At 70.3% G+C, this 18,982-nt stretch carries 15 protein-coding genes and 1 other RNA gene; 2 read left to right on the top strand and 14 right to left on the bottom strand.

The genetic code is table 11. The features are described 5' to 3' along the window. Window positions 1–50: 50 nt before the first annotated feature. The 5 genes from ACFVXE_RS17120 to ACFVXE_RS17100 form a co-directional block, all read right to left on the bottom strand. Complete coding sequence (locus tag ACFVXE_RS17120; protein ID WP_389671941.1) at window positions 51–1,382, bottom strand: nitrate/nitrite transporter; 1,332 nt, start codon at window positions 1,380–1,382, stop codon at window positions 51–53. Window positions 1,383–1,529: 147 nt separating this feature from the next. Next, a complete protein-coding gene (locus ACFVXE_RS17115) occupies window positions 1,530–2,825 on the bottom strand; it encodes an acyltransferase (RefSeq protein ID WP_389671940.1) in 1,296 nt (431 codons plus the stop codon). Next, a complete protein-coding gene (locus tag ACFVXE_RS17110) occupies window positions 2,822–4,945 on the bottom strand; it encodes a bifunctional polysaccharide deacetylase/glycosyltransferase family 2 protein (RefSeq protein WP_389671958.1) in 2,124 nt (707 codons plus the stop codon). Before ACFVXE_RS17110 ends, ACFVXE_RS17115 begins: the two co-directional genes overlap by 4 nt. Before the next feature lie 66 nt (window positions 4,946–5,011). After that, the gene (locus ACFVXE_RS17105) at window positions 5,012–5,698 is read right to left on the bottom strand and encodes a hypothetical protein (RefSeq protein WP_389671939.1); all 687 of its coding nucleotides are present in this window, start codon (window positions 5,696–5,698) and stop codon (window positions 5,012–5,014) included. A 394-nt stretch (window positions 5,699–6,092) separates the two neighbouring features. Continuing rightward, entirely contained in the window at window positions 6,093–7,058 is a 966-nt protein-coding gene (locus tag ACFVXE_RS17100; RefSeq protein WP_389671938.1) for a LysR family transcriptional regulator, read from the bottom strand. Between the two features lie 84 nt (window positions 7,059–7,142). On the opposite strand from ACFVXE_RS17100, the gene ACFVXE_RS17095 reads away from it, so the two are divergent. Next, window positions 7,143–8,402 carry an MFS transporter gene (locus tag ACFVXE_RS17095; protein ID WP_389671937.1) on the top strand — a complete coding sequence of 420 codons (1,260 nt, stop codon included), beginning with the start codon at window positions 7,143–7,145 and terminating at the stop codon, window positions 8,400–8,402. Window positions 8,403–8,522: 120 nt separating this feature from the next. On the opposite strand, the gene ssrA is transcribed toward ACFVXE_RS17095, so the two are convergent. The 5 genes from ssrA to ftsE form a co-directional block, all read right to left on the bottom strand. Further along, window positions 8,523–8,892, bottom strand: a transfer-messenger RNA (tmRNA) gene (gene ssrA, locus ACFVXE_RS17090). Window positions 8,893–8,987: 95 nt separating this feature from the next. Next, window positions 8,988–9,476: an SsrA-binding protein SmpB gene (gene smpB / locus ACFVXE_RS17085; RefSeq protein ID WP_356326986.1), complete on the bottom strand. Its 489-nt coding sequence runs from the start codon at window positions 9,474–9,476 to the stop codon at window positions 8,988–8,990. 18 nt (window positions 9,477–9,494) lie between these two features. Continuing rightward, window positions 9,495–10,703 carry a S41 family peptidase gene (locus ACFVXE_RS17080; RefSeq protein WP_389671936.1) on the bottom strand — a complete coding sequence of 403 codons (1,209 nt, stop codon included), beginning with the start codon at window positions 10,701–10,703 and terminating at the stop codon, window positions 9,495–9,497. A 68-nt stretch (window positions 10,704–10,771) separates the two neighbouring features. Next, entirely contained in the window at window positions 10,772–11,689 is a 918-nt protein-coding gene (gene ftsX / locus ACFVXE_RS17075) for a permease-like cell division protein FtsX (RefSeq protein ID WP_389671935.1), read from the bottom strand. A gap of 50 nt (window positions 11,690–11,739) precedes the next feature. Then, entirely contained in the window at window positions 11,740–12,429 is a 690-nt protein-coding gene (gene ftsE / locus ACFVXE_RS17070; protein WP_382735168.1) for a cell division ATP-binding protein FtsE, read from the bottom strand. 269 nt (window positions 12,430–12,698) lie between these two features. On the opposite strand from ftsE, the gene ACFVXE_RS17065 reads away from it, so the two are divergent. Next, a complete protein-coding gene (locus ACFVXE_RS17065; RefSeq protein ID WP_389671934.1) occupies window positions 12,699–12,902 on the top strand; it encodes a hypothetical protein in 204 nt (67 codons plus the stop codon). Window positions 12,903–13,022: 120 nt separating this feature from the next. On the opposite strand, the gene ACFVXE_RS17060 is transcribed toward ACFVXE_RS17065, so the two are convergent. From ACFVXE_RS17060 to ACFVXE_RS17045, 4 genes are all read right to left on the bottom strand, one after another. Next, a complete protein-coding gene (locus ACFVXE_RS17060) occupies window positions 13,023–13,880 on the bottom strand; it encodes an LPXTG cell wall anchor domain-containing protein (RefSeq protein ID WP_389671933.1) in 858 nt (285 codons plus the stop codon). A 408-nt stretch (window positions 13,881–14,288) separates the two neighbouring features. Further along, a complete protein-coding gene (gene prfB / locus ACFVXE_RS17055; RefSeq protein ID WP_389671932.1) occupies window positions 14,289–15,395 on the bottom strand; it encodes a peptide chain release factor 2 in 1,107 nt (368 codons plus the stop codon). Window positions 15,396–15,483: 88 nt separating this feature from the next. Further along, window positions 15,484–16,722 carry a protein kinase gene (locus tag ACFVXE_RS17050; RefSeq protein WP_389671931.1) on the bottom strand — a complete coding sequence of 413 codons (1,239 nt, stop codon included), beginning with the start codon at window positions 16,720–16,722 and terminating at the stop codon, window positions 15,484–15,486. Window positions 16,723–16,877: 155 nt separating this feature from the next. Further along, complete coding sequence (locus tag ACFVXE_RS17045; protein ID WP_389671930.1) at window positions 16,878–18,593, bottom strand: protein kinase; 1,716 nt, start codon at window positions 18,591–18,593, stop codon at window positions 16,878–16,880. Window positions 18,594–18,982 lie beyond the last annotated feature (389 nt).

Genomic DNA, 18,982 nt, shown 5'->3' with positions numbered 1-18,982 from the left:
TTCAGCTGTATTTCCCGCCCGTTACGTCACTCGACGCCCGGTGTCCATGATCACACCTCGGAGGGGCTGAGCTGCGGCGTCGCCGTGACCGCGGCGGCGCGGCGAAGGTATACCGCCCAAGTGACCGTGAAACAGAGCCCGTAGAAGACGAGGAAGGACCAGAAGGCCGCCGTGCCGGTGCCCGCGGTCCGGAACGACTGCCGGAACGCGAGGTTGATCGCGAGCCCACCGAGCGCGCCGACCGCGCCGATCAGTCCCATCGCCGCACCGGAGAGCCGTCGTCCCTGCGCGGCGGCCTCCTCGCCGCGCAGCCCCTGGGCGATCGCCTTGGCGTGGAAGATGCCGGGAATCATCTTGTACGTCGATCCGTTGCCCAGTCCGGTCAGGACGAACAGGGCGATGAATCCGACGAGGAACACGGTCAGCGATTCGATGCCGGAGGCATACACGACGACGCCCGTCGCGGCGGCCATCGCGGCGAAGGTCCACAGCGTGATGCGGGCGCCGCCGTACCGGTCGGCCAGCCGGCCGCCCGCGGGCCGGATCAGCGAGCCGAGGAGCGGACCGATGAAGGTGAGTGACGCGGCCTGCAGCGGGGTCCGGCCGAACTGGGTCTGCAGGACGAGTCCGAAGGCGAAGCTGTAGCCGATGAAGGAGCCGAAGGTGCCGACGTAGAGCAGCGACATGATCCAGGTGTGCGGGTCGCGCACGGCGCTCCACGCGGCCCCGGTGTCGTTCCGCACGGGCGCCAGGTTGTCCATGAAAGCCGCGGCGCACAGGGCGGCGACGATGATCAGGGGGAGGTACACGGCGAGCACGATCCGCGGGTGGGTGGCGCCCGCCGTGCCGATCACCAGCAGCCCGACGAGCTGGACGACGGGCACCCCGATGTTGCCGCCGCCCGCGTTGAGCCCGAGTGCCCAGCCCTTCTTGCGGAGCGGGAAGAAGGCGTTGATGTTCGTCATCGACGAGGCGAAGTTCCCGCCGCCGATCCCGGCGAGGGCGGCCACCGCGAGGAAGGTGGTGTACGAGGTCCCGGGCTCCATCACGAGGTACGCGGCGACGGTCGGCACGAGGAGCGTCAGCGCGCTGAACACCGTCCAGTTCCGCCCGCCGAACCGGGCCACGGCGAAGGTGTACGGAATCCTGGCCAGGGCCCCGACCAGGGTCGCCGTCGAGATCAGGAAGAACTTCCCGGCCGGGTCGACCCCGTACTCCGGTCCCATGAACAGGACCATCACCGACCACAGGGTCCAGATCGAGAACCCGATGTGCTCGGAGAGCACGGAGAACCACAGATTGCGCCGGGCGATCCGCTCGCCCTGCTCCTCCCAGAAGATCTCGTCCTCCGGCTCCCACTTCTCGATCCACCTGCCGGCCATCACGCCTCCACGGTTCACGTTCCACGGGTGTCGGGTCGTCCGTCCCGACGCTAGGGAGCGTGCGTTTCGGTGCGGTGCCACGAGGTGACCGGTGGGCAACCTTGCTCTCACCGGGCCGGAAAAGGCCCGGTGAGGAGAGGGCTCCCGTCAGCGCTCGGCCGTCGCGTTCTTCCGTCTCCTGGCCGAACCCGAGGGCCACAGCCTCGGGCTTCGCCTGGCCGCGACGTCCTCGATCCAGCCGACCGCGAGGATCATCAGCGCGAGCAGCGGCCAGACCAGGAGCAGCATCAGCACCGCGTACGAGGAGTCGATGTACGTACCGAGGTGGTCGCCGACCCAGGGAACGTTCCACAGCTCGTCTATCAACGGCGAGGTCGCCATGATCAGCACGTTGTGCCAGAGGTAGATCGTCACCGCACGGTTGTTGGCGAGCGTGATCAGCCCGTCCCACCGGGCCAGTCTGCCGGGCAGCCGCTGCCAGGACGGCGCGTACTGGAGCAGGATCGCGCAGAAGCCGAGCGACCAGGTGGCCTGGGTGAGCGGGATCTCGTCGAGATTCCAGCCCTCGTCCGTCAGGTGACCGGAGGCCCACCACAGTCCGAACGCCATCACGAGCGCGGCGGTCGAGACGGTCAGATAGCGCGGGATCTTCTTCAGGAGTCCGTCGTGGTGGGCGAAGCCGAGGATCCAGCAGGAGCCGAACACCGCGAAGTCGACCAGCCCCTCGCCGGTCTCACCGGGAACGGTGACCAGGCCGGTGCCGATCACGGCGGTGAGACCGAGCGGGGCGAGAAGCGTGACCCAGGGCAGTCTGCGGAAGGCCTTCAGCAGCAGCGGCGAGGCGAGCACGAACCAGAGATAGGCGCGGATGTACCAGAGCGGGCCGACGGCCTGGTCCGCCCACGACTGCTCCAGGAGGCCGCTGGCCGAGCCGCTCTCCGCGGGGTACGGCGGGGCGCCGAGCGGCAGCAGGTAGCAGCCCAGCTTGACGAACCACCAGATGCCTTCGGCCTTCAGGGGCTTCCAGCCGAGGACGAACATGACCGGGACGACGATTGCGGCCAGTGCCCACATCGGGGGCAGCAGGCGGCGGATGCGGGCGCGGATGACAGCCGGGGCGGGCCGGTCCAGCGAGCGTGCCATCAATGAGCCCGCCAGGGCGAACATGACGCCCATGGAGGGGAACACGACGGTCAGCCAGGCCCAGCCGAAGGTGTGGAAGACGACGACACGGACGAGGGCGATGGTGCGCAGCAGGTCGAGATAGCGGTCGCGGCCCGGCCGCTTCGCGGCGGGCGGGGGCGCGGCGGTCTCCGGCACCGGTGCGGGGCCGGGAGCACGGACGGTCTCCGGCGCCGGCCCGGCGGGCTGTGCCGGTACGCGGACCGGCGCCGTCCGTCGCGGGTCGGACGAGGGGAACGCCGGGGTGCGGCTGCTGGTCATGCGACGGGCCTCCGATCATTGCTGCGCCGCTGGGTCACCGTCGAGCCCGGGGCCTCCACCACTCCGGTACGGCGCAGCTTCTGCCAGCGCAGCCGGCCGCCGGTGAGCGCGGTGATCCAGGACTGGAGCAGCACCACGTACATGAGCTGCCGGTAGAGGATCTGCTGGAGGGGCAGCGAGATCAGGTGCGTCATGCGTTCCCGGTCGAGCCGGAAGGCGTACGCGGCGCAGACCGCCTGCACCGCGAGGACGCCGAGCCAGGCGAGGACGGTCTTTCCGGTGGGGCCGAAGACCAGTCCGTAGAGCAGGAAGACGTCGATGAGGGGCGCGAGCAGCGGGGCGACGACCATGAACAGGGCGACGAACGGCAGTCCGACGCGGCCGAAGCGGCCGGAGGGGCCGCGTTCGACGACGGCGCGGCGGTGCTTCCAGATCGCCTGCATGGTGCCGTACGACCAGCGGTACCGCTGCGACCACAGCTGCTGCACGGTCTCCGGCGCCTCGGTCCAGGCGCGGGCGTTCTCCGCGTAGACGACCTGCCAGCCGTCGCGGTGCAGCGCCATGGTGACGTCGGTGTCCTCGGCGAGGGTGTCCTCGCTCATACCGCCGATCCGGTCCAGCGCATCGCGGCGGAAGGCGCCGACCGCGCCGGGGATGGTCGGCATGCAGCGCAGGAGGTCGTACATCCGGCGGTCGAGGTTGAAGCCCATCACGTACTCGATGTGCTGCCAGGCGCCGATCAACGAGTCCCGGTTGCCGACCTTGGCGTTCCCGGCGACGGCTCCGACCGCCGGGTCGGCGAACGGCTGGACCAGCTCGCGGACGGTGGCCGGTTCGAAGACCGTGTCGCCGTCCATCATCACGACGATGTCGTGGCGGGCGTGCGCGATGCCGTTGTTGAGGGCGGCGGGCTTGCCGGCGTTGCGCTGGCGGACGACGCGGACGTTCGGCAGCCGCATCGCGTCGACGATGTCCGCCGTGCCGTCCGTCGAACCGTCGTCGATGACGATGATCTCGATGGGATGCTCGCTCGCCACCAGGGAACGGACGGTGTTGGCGATGCATTCGCGTTCGTTGTACGCGGGTACGAGCACCGAGACCGGGCGGGTGAACTCGGGCCCCCAGCTGAACTCCCGGCTGCGGACCTTCCGGGCGTGCAGGACGGACAGCAGCAGCATCAGGCCGAAGCGGACGAGTACCAGCACCCCGATGACGGCGAGCCCCGCCACCAGCGCATCGGTGAGGTTCTCCGAGAGACCGACGGCGTACACGAACGCCTTGCCCTTCCACAGCGCGACCCCGGTCACGGGGGTGTGCGCGCTGGGGGCGCCGAGAGCGGTGGTGAGGTTGGTGAACGTGTACCCCTGCTGCTGCATCCGCGGCAGGAACTCGCCGAGCGCGGCCACGGTCTGGGACCGGTCGCCGCCGGAGTCGTGCATCAGGATGACGGCGCCCTTGCCCCCCTCGGGCGTCGCCTGTTCGATGATCGCGGGGACGCCGGGGCGCTTCCAGTCCTCACTGTCGGTGTTGTTGACGACGGTGAGGTAGCCGCGGGTCCCGATGTACTCGGTGACCGGCCAGGACTTGTTGTCCATGGCGTCGGCGAACGAGGAGTACGGCGGCCGGAACAGGGACGTCCGGATACCGGCCGCGCCCGCCAGCACCAGCTGGTTCTGGGACAGCTCCCAGTCGATCCTGGCGTGGGACTGGTAGGAGAGGTCCGGGTGGTTGAAGGTGTGCAGCCCGACCTCGTGCCCCTCGTCGACCATGCGCCGTACGAGTTCCGGATAGCGCGAGGCCATGGTTCCGGTGACGAAGAAGACGCCGTGCGCGTGGTACTTCCGCAGCGCGTCCAGAACCCGCGGGGTCCATACCGGGTCGGGGCCGTCGTCGAAGGTCAGGACGATCCGGTGATCGGGGATCCTCAGCGTCTTGGCGGGCTCGGTGGCACTCCGGGCGTCGATGACCGGGCCGCCGTCCAGGATCTTGTCGGGCACCCGGTCGGTGGCCGCCGGGGTCTGGATCCGGTGGTCGGCGAGGATTTCACTGTGCACGTAACCGCGCAGCATCAGCATGGCGAGCAGGGCGACGAGAAACAGGGACGGCAGCAGATAGCGCATGGGAAGTTTGCGCCGCTGCCTCTGCTTCTGTCGGTTGTGCCTGCCCCGCGAGACGGGGTTTGTCATTTACCGGGTGCCTTCTTGCTCTTGCACGGGAGGAGCCGGGGTCTCGGCGGGCTGGGTGGCCGACGGACCGGGGCCGGGGTCGACGGGCGGCGCCGAGGTGGCGGCGGGCGGCTCGGAGACCGAGGTCACCGGGTCGGGCTTGGTGCCACCGCCGGTGCTGCCTCCCTTGGTGCCGCCCTTGGTGCCGCCGCTCCTGGGCGTTGCGGTGGCGGACGCCGACGAGCCCTTGGCCGGCTTCGACTCCGGGCCGGAGGCGGCGCTGCCCGACGGCGTCGGGCCGCCCTCGGCAGCTCGTCCCGGCTCGGTGACGCCCGGTGTCGCACCGGCGGGCACGACCGCTTCCGCGCCGCCCGACGGAGACGGCGGCGCCTTCACCTCTTCCGCCTTCTTGTGCTGCTCCTGAACGGAGAGCGGCAGCCACGGCGCGCTGGAATTGCCGCCGAGCAGCGCGACGACCAGGGTCACCGCGTAACAGGCGCAGACCGCGGCAAGGACCCAGCCCAGACGCCTGAACGTCTTGCTGCGCCGGCCGCTCTCGTCCACGAAGACCGGACCGTCGGAGCCTTCGGGAGCTCCCGGTTGCACGGGGAGTTCGGAGAGCTGACGTCCGAGACCGTCCAGTTGGACGGTGACATCGTTCGGCTCGTGCGTGTGCCACGTACGGGCACCTTCACGCCAATTTTCCACAGGTGTTGGCACATCCCCCACTCAGAACAAACGGGTGCGCGTGTTTGAGCCGGTTACGTACCGGCGGACCGGGCCCCCACCCTGTCCGCGCGCCCCCCAGCACAGTGCACCCGGAGAATGAATGTGGCGCACGAAGCTGACGAAAATACCCCTGAACGAGTGACGCTCAAGATGCGAGATACACCGGCTTTCACACAGCATGCGCACAGGCGGTTGCTCCGGAACCGCGTACACGATCCACCTTTGTCCGTCCTGGAGTTGAGCAACCATTGGTCAACATTCAGCCATTAGGTCACCCACCCGTACGGATGTTCATTTCACGTTGGCCCCATTCGGGCAGAAAGCGCGGCAATGCCGATTGCCCCGACCACGACGGGCCGGCTCGCGGCCGCCCTCACACCCGCGACATCAGCGCCAGATCACCGTCGGGAAGCCAGCTCCCGGCGGGCACGTCCAGTCCCCGTTCCGTCACCGCCACCCTCGCCGCGACATTCCGCAACGCGTCCACCCCCGGGTGGTTCAGTCCCTTGCGCCACACCAGTGACACCGGGGACAGCGGCACCGGATCGACCAGCGGTCGCACGACCATCCCCGGAACCTCGATGAACTCGGTGCTCGCCAGCACCGACCAGCCCTGCTTGCGCACCACCCGGACGAATTCGTCCGCTCCCACGATCTCCGGGAACGGCGCCGCGAGTTCGATGCCCCGCCCCGCGAAGAGCCGCTCCGCGAGGTCGGTCCACTCCGCGGTGGCCGGGTTGCCCGCCGCCGCGTACAGCCGTTCCCCCGCCAGGGCCGCCATCGGGACCTGCGCGAGCGGGGCCAGCGGATGGTCCTCGCGCAGCAGCACGGTCAGCCGCTCGAAGCACACGGGGCGGTGCGCCAGACCCGCCCGCACCGCCGGATCGAGCCCCGCGACCCGGCCGAAGGAGACATCGAGCCGCCCCGCCAGGATCTCGGCCGCCGCCCCGGTGAGCCCGCTCAGATAGCGCGCCACGAACTCCACCCCCGGCGCCTCCTCCCGGGCCAGCCCGAGCAGCCGGTGGCCGGTGCCGACCGGCGCACCGACGTCGACCAGCAGCGGGCGCGTCTGCACCGCCCAGGCGGCGCGCAGGTCCTCGTGGGCGGCGATCACCCGGCGGGCGTGCGGCAGCAGCCGTTCGCCGTCGGCGGTCAGGGAGACCTGACGGGTGGTCCGTACGAACAGCTCCGCACCGAGCTCGCGCTCCAGGCGGCGGATGTCGCGGCTGAGCGCCTGCTGGGCGAGGTAGAGCCGGGCGGCGGCGCGGGTGAAGTGCAGCTCCTCGGCGACGGTGACGAAGGCGCGCAGCAGCCGGGGATCGGTGTCGGAGGAGGTCACGGGCCCGAACTTACAACAACGGTGTGTGAATGGGCGGGGAGCAGGTGTTGGACCGCGCGGGAGGGGCGCCGTGAGGCTGGAACCATGCCGCACGACACAGCCACCACCCCGACGCGCCCCGGCTCCCGGGTTCCGCCGGTGACCGCTCCACCCTTCGAGGCCGGCGCCCGCCGGCCCCACCCCGGTCCGTACCGGCGGCTGCTCGCCACCCCCGGCGCCCGCGCCTTCACCGCGGGCAATCTGATCGCCCGGCTGCCGATGGGGATGTTCAGCGTCAGCGCCGTCGTCATGATCGCCGAGGCGCACGGTTCGTATGCCCTGGCCGGGGCGGTCACCGCCACCGGACTCGCCGCGACCGCCGTGGTCGCGCCCTGGACGGCCCGGCTCGTCGACCGGTTCGGCCAGGCCCGGATCGCCGTGCCCGCCACCGCCACCGCCGTGCTCGGATCGCTCGCGCTGCTGCTCTGCGTGCATGAGAACGCCCCGGTGTGGACGCTCTTCGTCTGCTACGCCGCGACCGCCACCACCCCCAACACCGGGGGCATGTCCCGCGCCCGATGGGCCCATCTGCACCGCGGCGACCCGGCCGCCCTGCACACCGCGAACTCCTTCGAACAGGCCGTCGACGAGCTGTGCTTCATGCTCGGCCCGGTCATCGCCGCCGTCCTGTGCGCGGCACTCTTCCCGGAGGCCGGGACACTCGTCGGCGCGATCCTGCTGATGGCGGGCGTGCTGATCTTCACCGCCCAACGCGCCACGGAACCCCCGGTGTCACCCCGCACCCGGGCGGGCTCCCCGCTGCGCACTCCCGGCATGCCCGCGGTGCTCGCGGCCTTCCTCGCCACCGGCGCGGTCTTCGGCTCGATGGAGGTCGTCACGATCGCCCGTGCCGGGGGCGCGGTGCTGGCACTCCAGGCGGCCGGCTCGTGCCTGGCGGGACTGGTGTACGGCTCGCTGCGCCCGGCAGCGGACCTCCGGCGGCGGCTGCTGTGGTGCCTGGCGGCGATGACGGCGCTGATGTCCCTGCCGCTGCTCGCCGCCTCCTCGACGGGTTCGCTGCTCGTGCTGGCCGGCGCCCTGCTGCCGGCGGGCGCGGCGACCGCGCCGACCATGGTCACCGGCATGACGCTGGTGCAGCGGCTGACCCCCGAGGGCCGCCTGAACGAGGGCATGACACTCGCCGTGACCGCGCTGCTGGGCGGGGTGGCCGCGGGTTCGGCGACCGGCGGCTGGATGGTGGAGCACGCGGGGACCGTCACGGCGTACGTCACGCCGGTGGGCGCGGCGGGGCTGGCGTTCGCGGTGGCGGCGGCCGGCGTCCGCGTGCGCGGGACCGGCGCCTGAACCGTCGACCGCGGGGAGCCCCCGGCCACGCACCGAGCTCCGGCCGCCCATGACGTTCGGCCCCGCACAGAACGAAGACCCCGCTGCCGGTGGGCAACGGGGTCCTCGTTCACATGGGAATTGTGGAGATGGCGGGAATCGAACCCGCGTCCAACGGTGCAGAATCAGGGCTTCTCCGTGTGCAGTTCGCTGCGCTTTTCTCGGCCCCGGAGATCACGCGAACAAGTCTCCGACGGGCTCAGCCACTGTTTGATTTCCTTCCAGGCCCCGTGACCGGGTCTAGAAGTTTAGATCCCTTGATGATGCCAGGATCCGGGTCGGGATCACCCCCGGGCTGACACTTCGCAAGTCGCTACTTAGGCAGCGAGGGCGAAGGAATCGCGCTTGGTGTTGGCGATTATTGGTTGCGACATATGGTTTACGAGATCATTGCCGCTTCCTCGACACGCTTCCCCTGCTTCGACATCCGCTGTCGAAACCGATCATCCCCATGTTGTTTTTTCAAAGACACACCCGCTGTGAGGTGCGTTGCCATCGTACGTGACCAACGTGCGACGGTGCCAGCCTATTCCCGGCGGGCCCCGCTCACGCGCTCCGCTGGCGCCGCCGGACCGCCGAAATGGCACGGTTCGTCTCCCGCAGGTCCTGCTTCTCGCGGAGCGTCTGCCGCTTGTCGAACTCCTTCTTGCCCTTGGCGAGCGCGATCTCGACCTTGACCCGGCCGTCCTTGAAGTACAGCGCGAGCGGCACGATCGTGTGCCCCGTCTCCTGCGACTTCGACTCCAGCTTGTCGATCTCGGCCCGGTGCATCAGCAGCTTGCGCTTGCGCTTGGCCGAGTGGTTGGTCCAGGTCCCCTGCACGTACTCGGGGACGTGGATGTTGTGCAGCCACGCCTCGTGCCGGTCGATCTGGACGAAGCCGTCCACCAGCGAGGCCCGGCCCAGCCGCAGCGACTTGACCTCGGTGCCCATGAGCACGAGACCGCACTCGTAGGTGTCGAGGATGTGGTAGTCGTGCCGCGCCTTCTTGTTCTGCGCGATGAGCTTGCGCCCTGTGTCCTTTTCCTTAGCCATAGTGCGGCCATTTTCGCACTACGACCCACCCCCGAGGCCACTCAATACCGTCTCGGCCCGCAGCAGGGCGCGGGAGGAGACCGCGAGGTCGGGGGTGATGCCGTGGCCGTCGACCTTGCGGCCCGCCGGGGTCCGGTAGTGGCCGACGGTCAGCTCGGCCACCGAACCGCCCGGCAGCTTGCTGGGCATCTGCACGGAGCCCTTGCCGAAGGTGCGCGAGCCGACGGTGACGGCGCGGCCCCGGTCCTGGAGCGCGCCGGTGAGCAGTTCGGCCGCGCTCATGGTGCCTCCGTCGACCAGGACGACGAGGGGACGGACCGTGTCGCCGCCCGGCTCCGCGTAGAGGGCACGCTGCTCGCCGCGCACGTCGTAGGTGGCGACCAGTCCGCCGTCGAGGAACGTGGAGGCGGCGACCACCGCCTCGGACACCAGCCCGCCGGAGTTGCCGCGCAGATCGAGCAGCACCCCGGCGCCCGCCGGTGCGTTCCGGACCGCTCGGCGGATCCTGGCGCCCGAGCCCTTGGTGAACGAGTCGACCTTGATCAGGACAGCTGCGGAGGAATTGGAACGGTCCGGTCCGGACTGCTTCGCCCCGAGCGTCCGGACGGTGACGGTCTCGGTGGTGAGCCGGGCCCGGGTCAGCGTCAGCGTCCTGGTCCTGCCGGTGACGCCGCGCTGGACCCCCAGCGCGACGGTGGTGCCGGCGGCGGCGCCCGTACGGTCTCCGCGGAGCAGGGCGACGACCTCGGAGACGGGCCGCCGGTCCATCCGCCGACCGTCGACCGTGCGGAGCAGGTCGCCGGGCTCGATACCGGCCCGGTCCGCGGGACCGCCGCGCTGGACCCTGGCGACGGCGACCAGACCGTCGGCGGAGCGCTTCGCGGCCAGACCGACGCCCGTGTAGGTGCCGTCGAGGGCCTGCTCGAACTCCTCGTACTCCCGCTCGTCGTACACCGCGCCCCAGCGGTCCCCGCTGCGGCTGACGACTTCCTCGGCCGCCTCCGTGCCCGACTTGCCGTCCGCGAGCGCCTTGGCCGCGGCGTGGGCCACGGTGTCACGGTCGACGGTGGACGCGACGGCACGCGTCTTCAGGTCCCCGCCCTTCTCGTCGTCCCGCGGCAGCGCGCCGGTGGCGGCCGCCGTCGCCAGGACACTCGCGAAGACCAACGTCAGGGCCGCCCCGCGGCGGAGACCGCGGGGCCCAAAACCTTGCGTGGGGCCCGACATGGCGACGAGTCTAGGACAACGCCCGTGGGGCGCACGGCCGGTTGGCCGCACGCCCCACGGGGCGCATGTCACACCTTGAGGTACTTGCGGAGCGCGAACAGCGCGGCAACGGCGGGCATCAGCAGGCCGATCGCGAGGACCAGCGGCAGCTTGGTGAGGACCGCGTCCCAGCCGATGAAGTCGATCAGGTTCAGTTTCGACTGGAGCGCCAGGCCGCCGTCGATCAGGAAGTAACGCCCGGCCAGCAGCATGACGCAGGCGAGCACGCCGCCGATGAGGCCGGCGAACGCGGCCTCCATGATGAACGGCATCTGGATGTAGAAGCCGGACGCGCCGACGAGCCGCATGATGCCCGTCTCGCGGCGCCGGCTGAACGCCGAGACGCGGACCGTGTTCACGATCAGCATCAGCGCAATCACCAGCATCAGCGCCATGACGAAGAGCGCGGCCACATTCATGCCGTTCATCAGCCCGAAGAGGTTGTCCAGAATGCCTCTCTGGTCCTGGACGGACTGCACCCCGTCACGGCCGGCGAAGGCCGTGGCCACGACCTTGTACTTCGTCGGGTCGTGGAGTTTGACGCGGAACGACTCCGGCATCTGGTCCGGCGTGATGTTGCTCGCCATCGGCGAGTCGCCGAACTCGTCCTGGTAGTGCTTGTAGGCCTCGTCGGACGACTCGTAGGTGACGGTCTGGACGACGCTCATCTTCTTGAGGTCGACCTCGATGTCCTTCTTCTGCTGCGCGGTGACGGCGCCCTTGGCGCACTGGGCCACCGACTCCGCGTCACTCTTGCCGCACAGGTAGATCGAGACGTTGACCTTGTCGTACCAGTAGTCCTTCATCGTGCTGACCTGCTCGCGCATGAGCAGCGCGCCGCCGAACAGGGCGAGCGAGAGGGCGACGGAGACGACGACGGCGAAGGTCATCGTGAGGTTGCGGCGGAGACCTACGCCGATCTCCGACAGGACGAACTGGGCGCGCATGGCGTCCTTTCAGTACTCGATGCTCAGTGGGTGCGGCGGGGCGGACCCACTCAGTGCTGGTAGCCGTAGACGCCGCGGGCCTGGTCGCGTACGAGACGGCCCTGCTCGAGCTCGATGACGCGCTTGCGCATCTGGTCGACGATGTTCTGGTCGTGCGTCGCCATGATCACGGTGGTGCCGGTCCGGTTGATCCGGTCCAGCAGCTTCATGATGCCGACGGAGGTCTGGGGGTCGAGGTTTCCGGTCGGCTCGTCCGCGATCAGCAGCATGGGCCGGTTCACGAAGGCCCGCGCGATCGCCACGCGCTGCTGCTCACCACCGGAGAGCTCACCGGGCATCCGGTCCTCCTTGCCGCCGAGCCCGACGAGGTCGAGGACCTGTGGCACCGCCTTGCGGATCTCGCCACGCGGCTTGCCGATGACTTCCTGGGCGAACGCCACGTTCTCCGCGACGGTCTTGTTGGGGAGCAGGCGGAAGTCCTGGAAGACCGTGCCCAGCTGTCGGCGCATCTGCGGCACCTTCCAGTTGGACATGCGCGCGAGGTCCTTACCGAGGACGTGGACCATGCCCTGGCTGGCCCGCTCCTCACGGAGGATGAGTCGCATGAAGGTGGACTTGCCGGAGCCGGAGGAGCCCACCAGGAAGACGAACTCGCCCTTCTCGATATCGAGAGACACATCCCGTAGAGCGGGGCGGCTCTGCTTCGGGTAGGTCTTGGAGACGTTGTCGAATCGGATCACGGATGCACCACGGTCGGCCGGGAGTAGGTGTGCGTGACCATACGCGAACCGGGCTCAGCCGTGCAGGCGCACGTACCCTGATGGGCGATTTATGGCGGAACGGAACCGACCGGGGGCACAACCGGAACCGGATCGGACCGGGTGATGTCCGGCGGGCCGCGCCGAATTCTGCGCGACCTGGCAGAGTGGAGGGGGAACGGTTGCGTTTCCGGAAGCGTTGTGCGGAGAGAAGGCATATGCGGCTCCGCCGCGCGGGAGGAGGAAAGCGCATGACCTATGACCGATTGGTGTGCGCGAACTGCGCGGCACCCGTCAATGAGGGCCGATGCCCCGTATGCCGGGCGAGTCGCGCACGGCTGCAGCAGCAGGAACAGGGCCAGGGGCCGTTCGCGGGGCTGAGCCCGGCGATGCTGTTCGCCCTGCTGGTGGTACTGGTGGGGGCGCTGGCGCTGCTGGCCCACCAGACGGTGTGACCGCCCGTAGCTGACGGTAGCCGCCCCGCACGGCGGGAGCGAGAGTACGTGGAAGGGCCCGGGACGCGCGTCCCGGGCCCTTCCGTGTGTCCTAGGGCGTTGCCCGACGGCCGAAAGGCCTTAGGCGACCGTACGACCGTTCACCAGGCGCGGCAGGATCCGGAAGCCGATGCCCCCGGCGATCATCGTCGCGGCGCCGATCAGCAGGAACGTGGTCTCGGCCGCACCGGTCTCGGCGAGCTCGTCCTTACCCTTGCCCTGCTCGACCGGCTGGTTGCCGACCGAGTCGGTGTCGGTGTTGTCCGCGCACTCGGCGCCGTCGAGGTCGACGGTGCAGGTGCCCGTGTCGCCACCGGTGGACGAGGTCTCACCCGTCGTGGACGTCCCGCCCGAGGAGGAGTTCCCGCCCGAGGACGAGTTCCCGCCCGAGGACGAGTCGCCACCCGAGGACGAGTCCCCACCGGTGGTCGAGGTCTCACCCGTGGCAGACGTCTCACCGGTCGTGGACGTCTCACCCGTGGCAGACGTCTCACCGGTCGTCGAGGTCTCACCCGTGGCGGACGTCTCACCGGTCGTGGACGTCTCACCCGTGGCAGACGTCTCACCGGTCGTGGACGTCTCACCCGTGGCAGACGTCTCACCGGTCGTCGAGGTCTCACCCGTGGCAGACGTCTCACCGGTCGTGGACGTCTCACCCGTGGCAGACGTCTCACCGGTCGTCGAGGTCTCGCCGGTCTGCCCCTGGTCGACGCCGCCCGGGTCGCCGCCCGTCGCGCCGTTGTCGCCGTCGCTGTCACCCTGAATACCCAGGCCGACGTTGAGGCCGTCCTGGTTGGCCTCGGCCTTGGCGGAGAGACCGCCGATGTTGACACCGATGCCGACGGCCTGCGCCGCACCGGCAGCGGTCAGCGAGGCACCCGCGGCGATTACCGCACCCGCGGCTATCCGCGCGACGCGGGCTCGCGTCTTCTTGGTCATCTGCTGCTACCCCCAGTAGCTGTTCTCGTCAGTGGAGCAGCCATATGCGGGCTCACGGCTCTGCCGGGGGTCGTGCTCTCGGCCTGCCGGCCACGTTCTGCCGCAGCCAAGCCGCCCTCCCCGTCCACACCCGTCCCAGACATACGCATGCTGCGGTAGCAGCCTGTCCAGAGTTAAGGACTACGTCAAGCCCGTTCCGTGCAATGTGCACCGTTTTGCGAGTGGTTGACCACCATTCAGCATCACGACTGTGACGCACTCGCCACGGGTCCTGCCCGGTCCGCGGCCCCAACTTCCCTTCGGGCAGCGGCATTCCGCGACAGGCGGGGTCGGCCCGGAAGGCCAACGGAAACGGCGGTGCCGGAGCCCTTTCGAGGCCCAGGCACCGCCGTACGAACGCGCCGTCGGTTACTTCTCGCGCTGCTTGCGCCAGCGGATGCCCGCCTCCAGGAAGCCGTCGATCTCGCCGTTGAAGACCGCTTCCGGGTTGCCGATCTCGAACTCCGTACGCAGGTCCTTGACCATCTGGTACGGGTGCAGGACGTACGAACGCATCTGGTTTCCCCAGGAGTTGCCGCCATCGCCCTTGAGGGCGTCCATCTTGGCCTGCTCCTCCTGGCGGCGGCGCTCAAGAAGCTTCGCCTGGAGAACGTTCATCGCGGACGCCTTGTTCTGGATCTGCGAGCGCTCGTTCTGGCAGGAGACGACGATGCCGGTCGGCAGGTGGGTCAGACGCACCGCGGAGTCCGTGGTGTTGACGCCCTGGCCACCGGGGCCCGAGGAGCGGTACACGTCGACGCGCAGCTCGGTCTCGTCGATCTCGATGTGGTCGGTCGTCTCCACCACCGGCAGCACCTCGACGCCCGCGAAGGACGTCTGGCGGCGGCCCTGGTTGTCGAAGGGCGAGATCCGGACGAGCCGGTGGGTGCCCTGCTCGACGGAGAGCGTGCCGTAGGCGTACGGGACCTGCACGGCGAAGGTGGTCGACTTGATGCCGGCCTCCTCCGCGTACGACGTCTCGTAGACCTCGGTCTTGTAGCCGTGCCGCTCGGCCCAGCGGATGTACATGCGCTGGAGCTTCTCGGCGAAGTCCGCGGCGTCGACACCACCGGCCTCGGCACGGATGTTGACCAGCGCCTCACGGGAGTCGTACTCGCCGGAGAGGAGCGTACGGACCTCCATCTCGTCGAGCGCCTTCCTGACGGACTCCAGCTCCGTCTCGGCCTCGGCCAGGGCGTCCGCGTCGCCCTCGTCCTCGGCGAGCTCGAAGAGGACCCCGAGATCGTCGATACGGCCGCGGAGCGCCTCGGTCTTGCGGACCTCGGCCTGGAGGTGCGAAAGCTTGCTGGTGATCTTCTGCGCCGCCTCCGGGTCGTCCCAGAGGGACGGCGCGGCCGCCTGCTCCTCAAGCGCGACGATGTCCGCCCTCAGCGCATCGAGGTCCAGGACGGCCTCGATCGACCCCATGGTCGAGGAGAGGGACTTCAGCTCTTCGGAAATATCGACGACTGCCACGGGTCCAGCGTAACGGCTGTCGGCCGGGACTATCCCCGGGCCGCCCTTTCCGCCGGATCCGCGCGCACGTCCCGGGACCGTCGGGTGGTCACGGCGCCGCGGGGGCCGAGTTCCCCGGGCCCTGCGGGGTCGCGTCCGCGTCGTCGCCGCCGAGGGCCAGCCAGCCGCCCACTCCCAGGGCCGCGCACAGCACCACGGCCGCCACGCCCAGCGTGATGCGGCGCTTGCGGACGGCGGCCGACTTGTTGCGGGCCGAGCCGGGCCGGGGCTGGCCGGGGGCGCGGGGGGCGCGGGCCGTGCCCCGGGGACCGCCGGAGAGTTCGTCGGGGGCCGGGACCCGCATGCTCGTGTGGGTGTCCCGGTTGGAGTCCGGGGAGGCGCCGGGGACCAGGGGGACCGCGCCCCGGCGGCGGGGTTCCTGCGGAGCGGGGGTGTACTGCTGCTCGTCGTACGGCTGCGGCTCCGGTTCGGCGCCCGGCTCGTCGACCTCCAGCGGCGGGATGCCGACGAGGTGCGGAAGCTGTTCGCGCAGACGTGCCGCGAGTTCCGAGGCGCGCAGACGGGAGGCCGGTGCCTTCGCCAGGCACTGGACGAGGAGCTGCCAGAGCTCCTCGGGAATGCCGGGCAGCGGGACCACCGTCTCCGTGACGTGGCGGCGCAGCACCGCGCCGGGGTGGCCGCCGCCGAAGGGGGTGAAACCCGCGAGGAGCTCGTACAGCACCGTCGCGAGGGCGTAGATGTCGACCGCGGCGCGCGGCGGAAGTCCCTCGACGATCTCGGGGGCCAGGTAGTCCGGCGTGCCGATGATCTTCGTGGCCTTGGTGCGGCGCGGGGTGTCGATCAGCTTGGCGACCCCGAAGTCGGTGAGCAGCGCGGGGTGCGAGCCGCCGGGGCCGAGCGGGCCCTCCATGTCGAGCAGGATGTTCTCCGGCTTGACGTCGCGGTGGACCACTCCGGCGGCGTGCGCGGCGGCGAGGCCGTCGGCGACGTCCGCGGTGATCGCCACCGCGGCCTCGGGGGCGAGGCGGCGCTCCCGGTCGAGACGGGTGCGCAGGTCCGTGCCGCGCACCAGGTTCATGACGAGTGCGAGGTCGTTGCCGTCCACGACGAGGTCCCGGACACCGACGATGTGCGGGTGGTCGAGCCCCAGCAGCGCGGTGCGCTCCTGGACGAAGCGTCCGACCAGCTCCTGGTCGGACGCGAGGTCCTCGCGGAGCAGCTTGATGGCGACGGGGCCCTCAGGACCCTCGCCGAGCCACACCGTGCCGGCGCTGCCGCGCCCCAGGATCTGGTGGGCGGTGTACCGGCTGCCGATATTCCGTGCCAAGACTGCTCCCTCAGCGGCTGGCGTTGGACCTCCGGTCGACAAAGTTACGCGGCGATCGGGGTGTTGCGTGCCCTGGATGGCGCCAACCTTCACTTCTACGGGCGAAATCACCCGCAGAAGTCGACAAAGCTACGGAGTTGGTGGTGCGGGCTCCCTCAGTTGGTGCCGCTACCGCTGCCGCCACTGCCGCCGCCGAGTTCCGAGACCCATTTGCTGACGGAATCGATCGCGTCACCGATCGCGTCCCAGTAGCTCTGGCCCTGGCCGATCCAGTCCTGCAGCGGCGTCAGCTCCCAGATCAGCCAGCCCGCCACGAAGAGCAGCACCACGGTGAACAGGCAGCCCTTGAGGCAGCCGAGGCCCGGGATCTTCATAGGGTTGGCGCTGCGTTGCCGCGGCTCGCGGGACTGGCGCGGGGCCGGCTGCTGGGGCGGCGGCTGCTGCGGCGGCGCGTACTGCTCGCGCTGCCGCTGCTGCTGCGGCTGCTGGCGGCGCTGGGGGTACTGCTGTTGCTGGGGGTACTGCTGTTGCTGGGGGTACTGCTGTTGCTGCTGCTGGGGATACTGCTGCTGCGGGTACTGCTGCTGTTGCGGGCGGGAGCGCTGAGGCTGCTGGGGCTGTTGCGGCTGCTGGCGCTGGGGGCGGCGACGCAGCGGGTCCTGACTCGGATCGAGGTACTGGACCTGCGTCTGCTCGTTGCGGTCACGGGCCGCCTGCAGCTGGGACTGCCACGGGTGCGGCCCCTCGGGCTGCGGCGGGCCGTCCGGACGCTGCGGCACGGGCGGCATGACCGCCGTCGGGTCGGCATGTGCACCACCCTGGCCCTGGCCGTACGCCTGCCCCTGACCGGGACCGTGCTGCATGACGCTGGTCGCCGCGTTCGGGTCGTACGCACCCGCGTTGCTGGGCAGCACCTGCGTCGGGTCGGCAGCGCCGGGGGTCTCCGGGACGGCCGTGGGTGCCGGGTCGGGGGCGAGCAGGGCGGCCACGCCGTCGGCGGCGGCGATCTGCGCCGAGGTGGCGTGCACACCGATACCGTCCGCGACGGTACGCAGGGCGCGGGCCAGGTTCTCGGCGCTGGGCCGGCGGTCCGGGTCCTTGCTCAGGCACCGCTCCATGACCGTCCACAGCGGCGCCGGGACGGTGGTGGGGCGGCGGGGCTCCTCGCTGAGGTGCCGCTGCAGGACTTCGAGGGCGGTGCCGCCGGAGAACGGCGGGCGCCCGGTGACCAGCTCGTAGAGCAGGATGCCCGCGCCGTAGATGTCCACCGCGGAGGTCTGCGGGCGGCCCTCGGCCGACTCGGGCGCCACGTAGGCGGGCGTACCGACGAACTCGTGGGTCCGGGTCAGCCCCGGGGAGTCGGCGAGCCGGGCGATGCCGAAGTCGGTCAGCATCGGGTGCATCCGGCCGTCGCGCTCGGAGAGCAGGACGTTGGCCGGCTTCAGGTCGCGGTGGACGACGCCGTCGGCGTGACTGGCGGCGAGTGCGTCCGCGATCTGGGCGGTGAGGAGCGAGGCCGCGACCGGGGTGAGCGGGCCGTTCTCGCGGAGGTAGCGGTGCAGGTCGGGGCCGTCGACCAGGTCCATGACGAGGGCGAGGAGATCGCCCTCGACCACCAGGTCGCGGGTGCGCACGATGTTGTCGTGAGTGAGCCGCAGCAGCACGGAGCGCTCGCGCAGGAACCGCATCACGACGTCCGCGTCGTTGGCGAGCTCCTCCTTGAGGACCTTGATCGCCACGGTCTCGCCGGGCTGGCCCGCGACGGCCGCCTCGGAGCCTGCGGTCTCCCGCTGACGGGCTCGCCAGACGGTGCCCGTGGCGCCGCGTCCCAGCGGCTCTTCGAGCAGGTACTTGCTGCCTACCGGCCGCACGTCATGCGCTCCCTGCTGATCGTGGTGCTTACGGACCCCGGGGCCCGCCCGGGAGTTTCCGGCCCACTCTAGTGCCGCTCCGCGGCCTTCGAACGGGGCACCGGTCGGTCGTCCGCCGGTCGTCTCCGGTCATGGACGAGGTATGAGCCATCGTGTCCGAAAGAAGACGCAGCCACCGGACGAATGGTTGCCGCACACCTGTGCCCAGGACAGGTTCGGGGCAGTTGGCCGACTCCCGTACATGCCTCCGGACAACGCCCCAAGCAGGCACTTTTGGGTCCACAGCCGACGTTTCAAGATCACTTCATGGCGGCCCCCGGGCGTGTTGTCAGCGGCAGGTGCGAGGATGCCTCCAGCACGGAACCGTGAGGTCGGGATCCTCGCGGTAC

Origin of the sequence: Streptomyces sp. NPDC058231, from assembly GCF_042882275.1 — a bacterium.
GTDB lineage: Bacteria > Actinomycetota > Actinomycetes > Streptomycetales > Streptomycetaceae > Streptomyces.
The sequence above is the reverse complement of the archived record's forward strand: the minus strand, read 5'-3'. Positions and strand labels throughout refer to the sequence as shown.

What these genes read in the sequence shown, in the direction of transcription:
- ACFVXE_RS17120 (WP_389671941.1), bottom strand. Translation starts at nt 1,382, where the DNA reads ATGGCCGGCAGGTGGATCGAGAAGTGGGAGCCGGAGGACGAGATCTTC.
- ACFVXE_RS17115 (WP_389671940.1), bottom strand. Translation starts at nt 2,825, where the DNA reads ATGACCAGCAGCCGCACCCCGGCGTTCCCCTCGTCCGACCCGCGACGG.
- ACFVXE_RS17110 (WP_389671958.1), bottom strand. Translation starts at nt 4,945, where the DNA reads ATGCGCTATCTGCTGCCGTCCCTGTTTCTCGTCGCCCTGCTCGCCATG.
- ACFVXE_RS17095 (WP_389671937.1), top strand. Translation starts at nt 7,143, where the DNA reads ATGCCGCACGACACAGCCACCACCCCGACGCGCCCCGGCTCCCGGGTT.
- smpB (WP_356326986.1), bottom strand. Translation starts at nt 9,476, where the DNA reads ATGGCTAAGGAAAAGGACACAGGGCGCAAGCTCATCGCGCAGAACAAG.
- ACFVXE_RS17080 (WP_389671936.1), bottom strand. Translation starts at nt 10,703, where the DNA reads ATGTCGGGCCCCACGCAAGGTTTTGGGCCCCGCGGTCTCCGCCGCGGG.
- ftsX (WP_389671935.1), bottom strand. Translation starts at nt 11,689, where the DNA reads ATGCGCGCCCAGTTCGTCCTGTCGGAGATCGGCGTAGGTCTCCGCCGC.
- ACFVXE_RS17065 (WP_389671934.1), top strand. Translation starts at nt 12,699, where the DNA reads ATGACCTATGACCGATTGGTGTGCGCGAACTGCGCGGCACCCGTCAAT.
- ACFVXE_RS17060 (WP_389671933.1), bottom strand. Translation starts at nt 13,880, where the DNA reads ATGACCAAGAAGACGCGAGCCCGCGTCGCGCGGATAGCCGCGGGTGCG.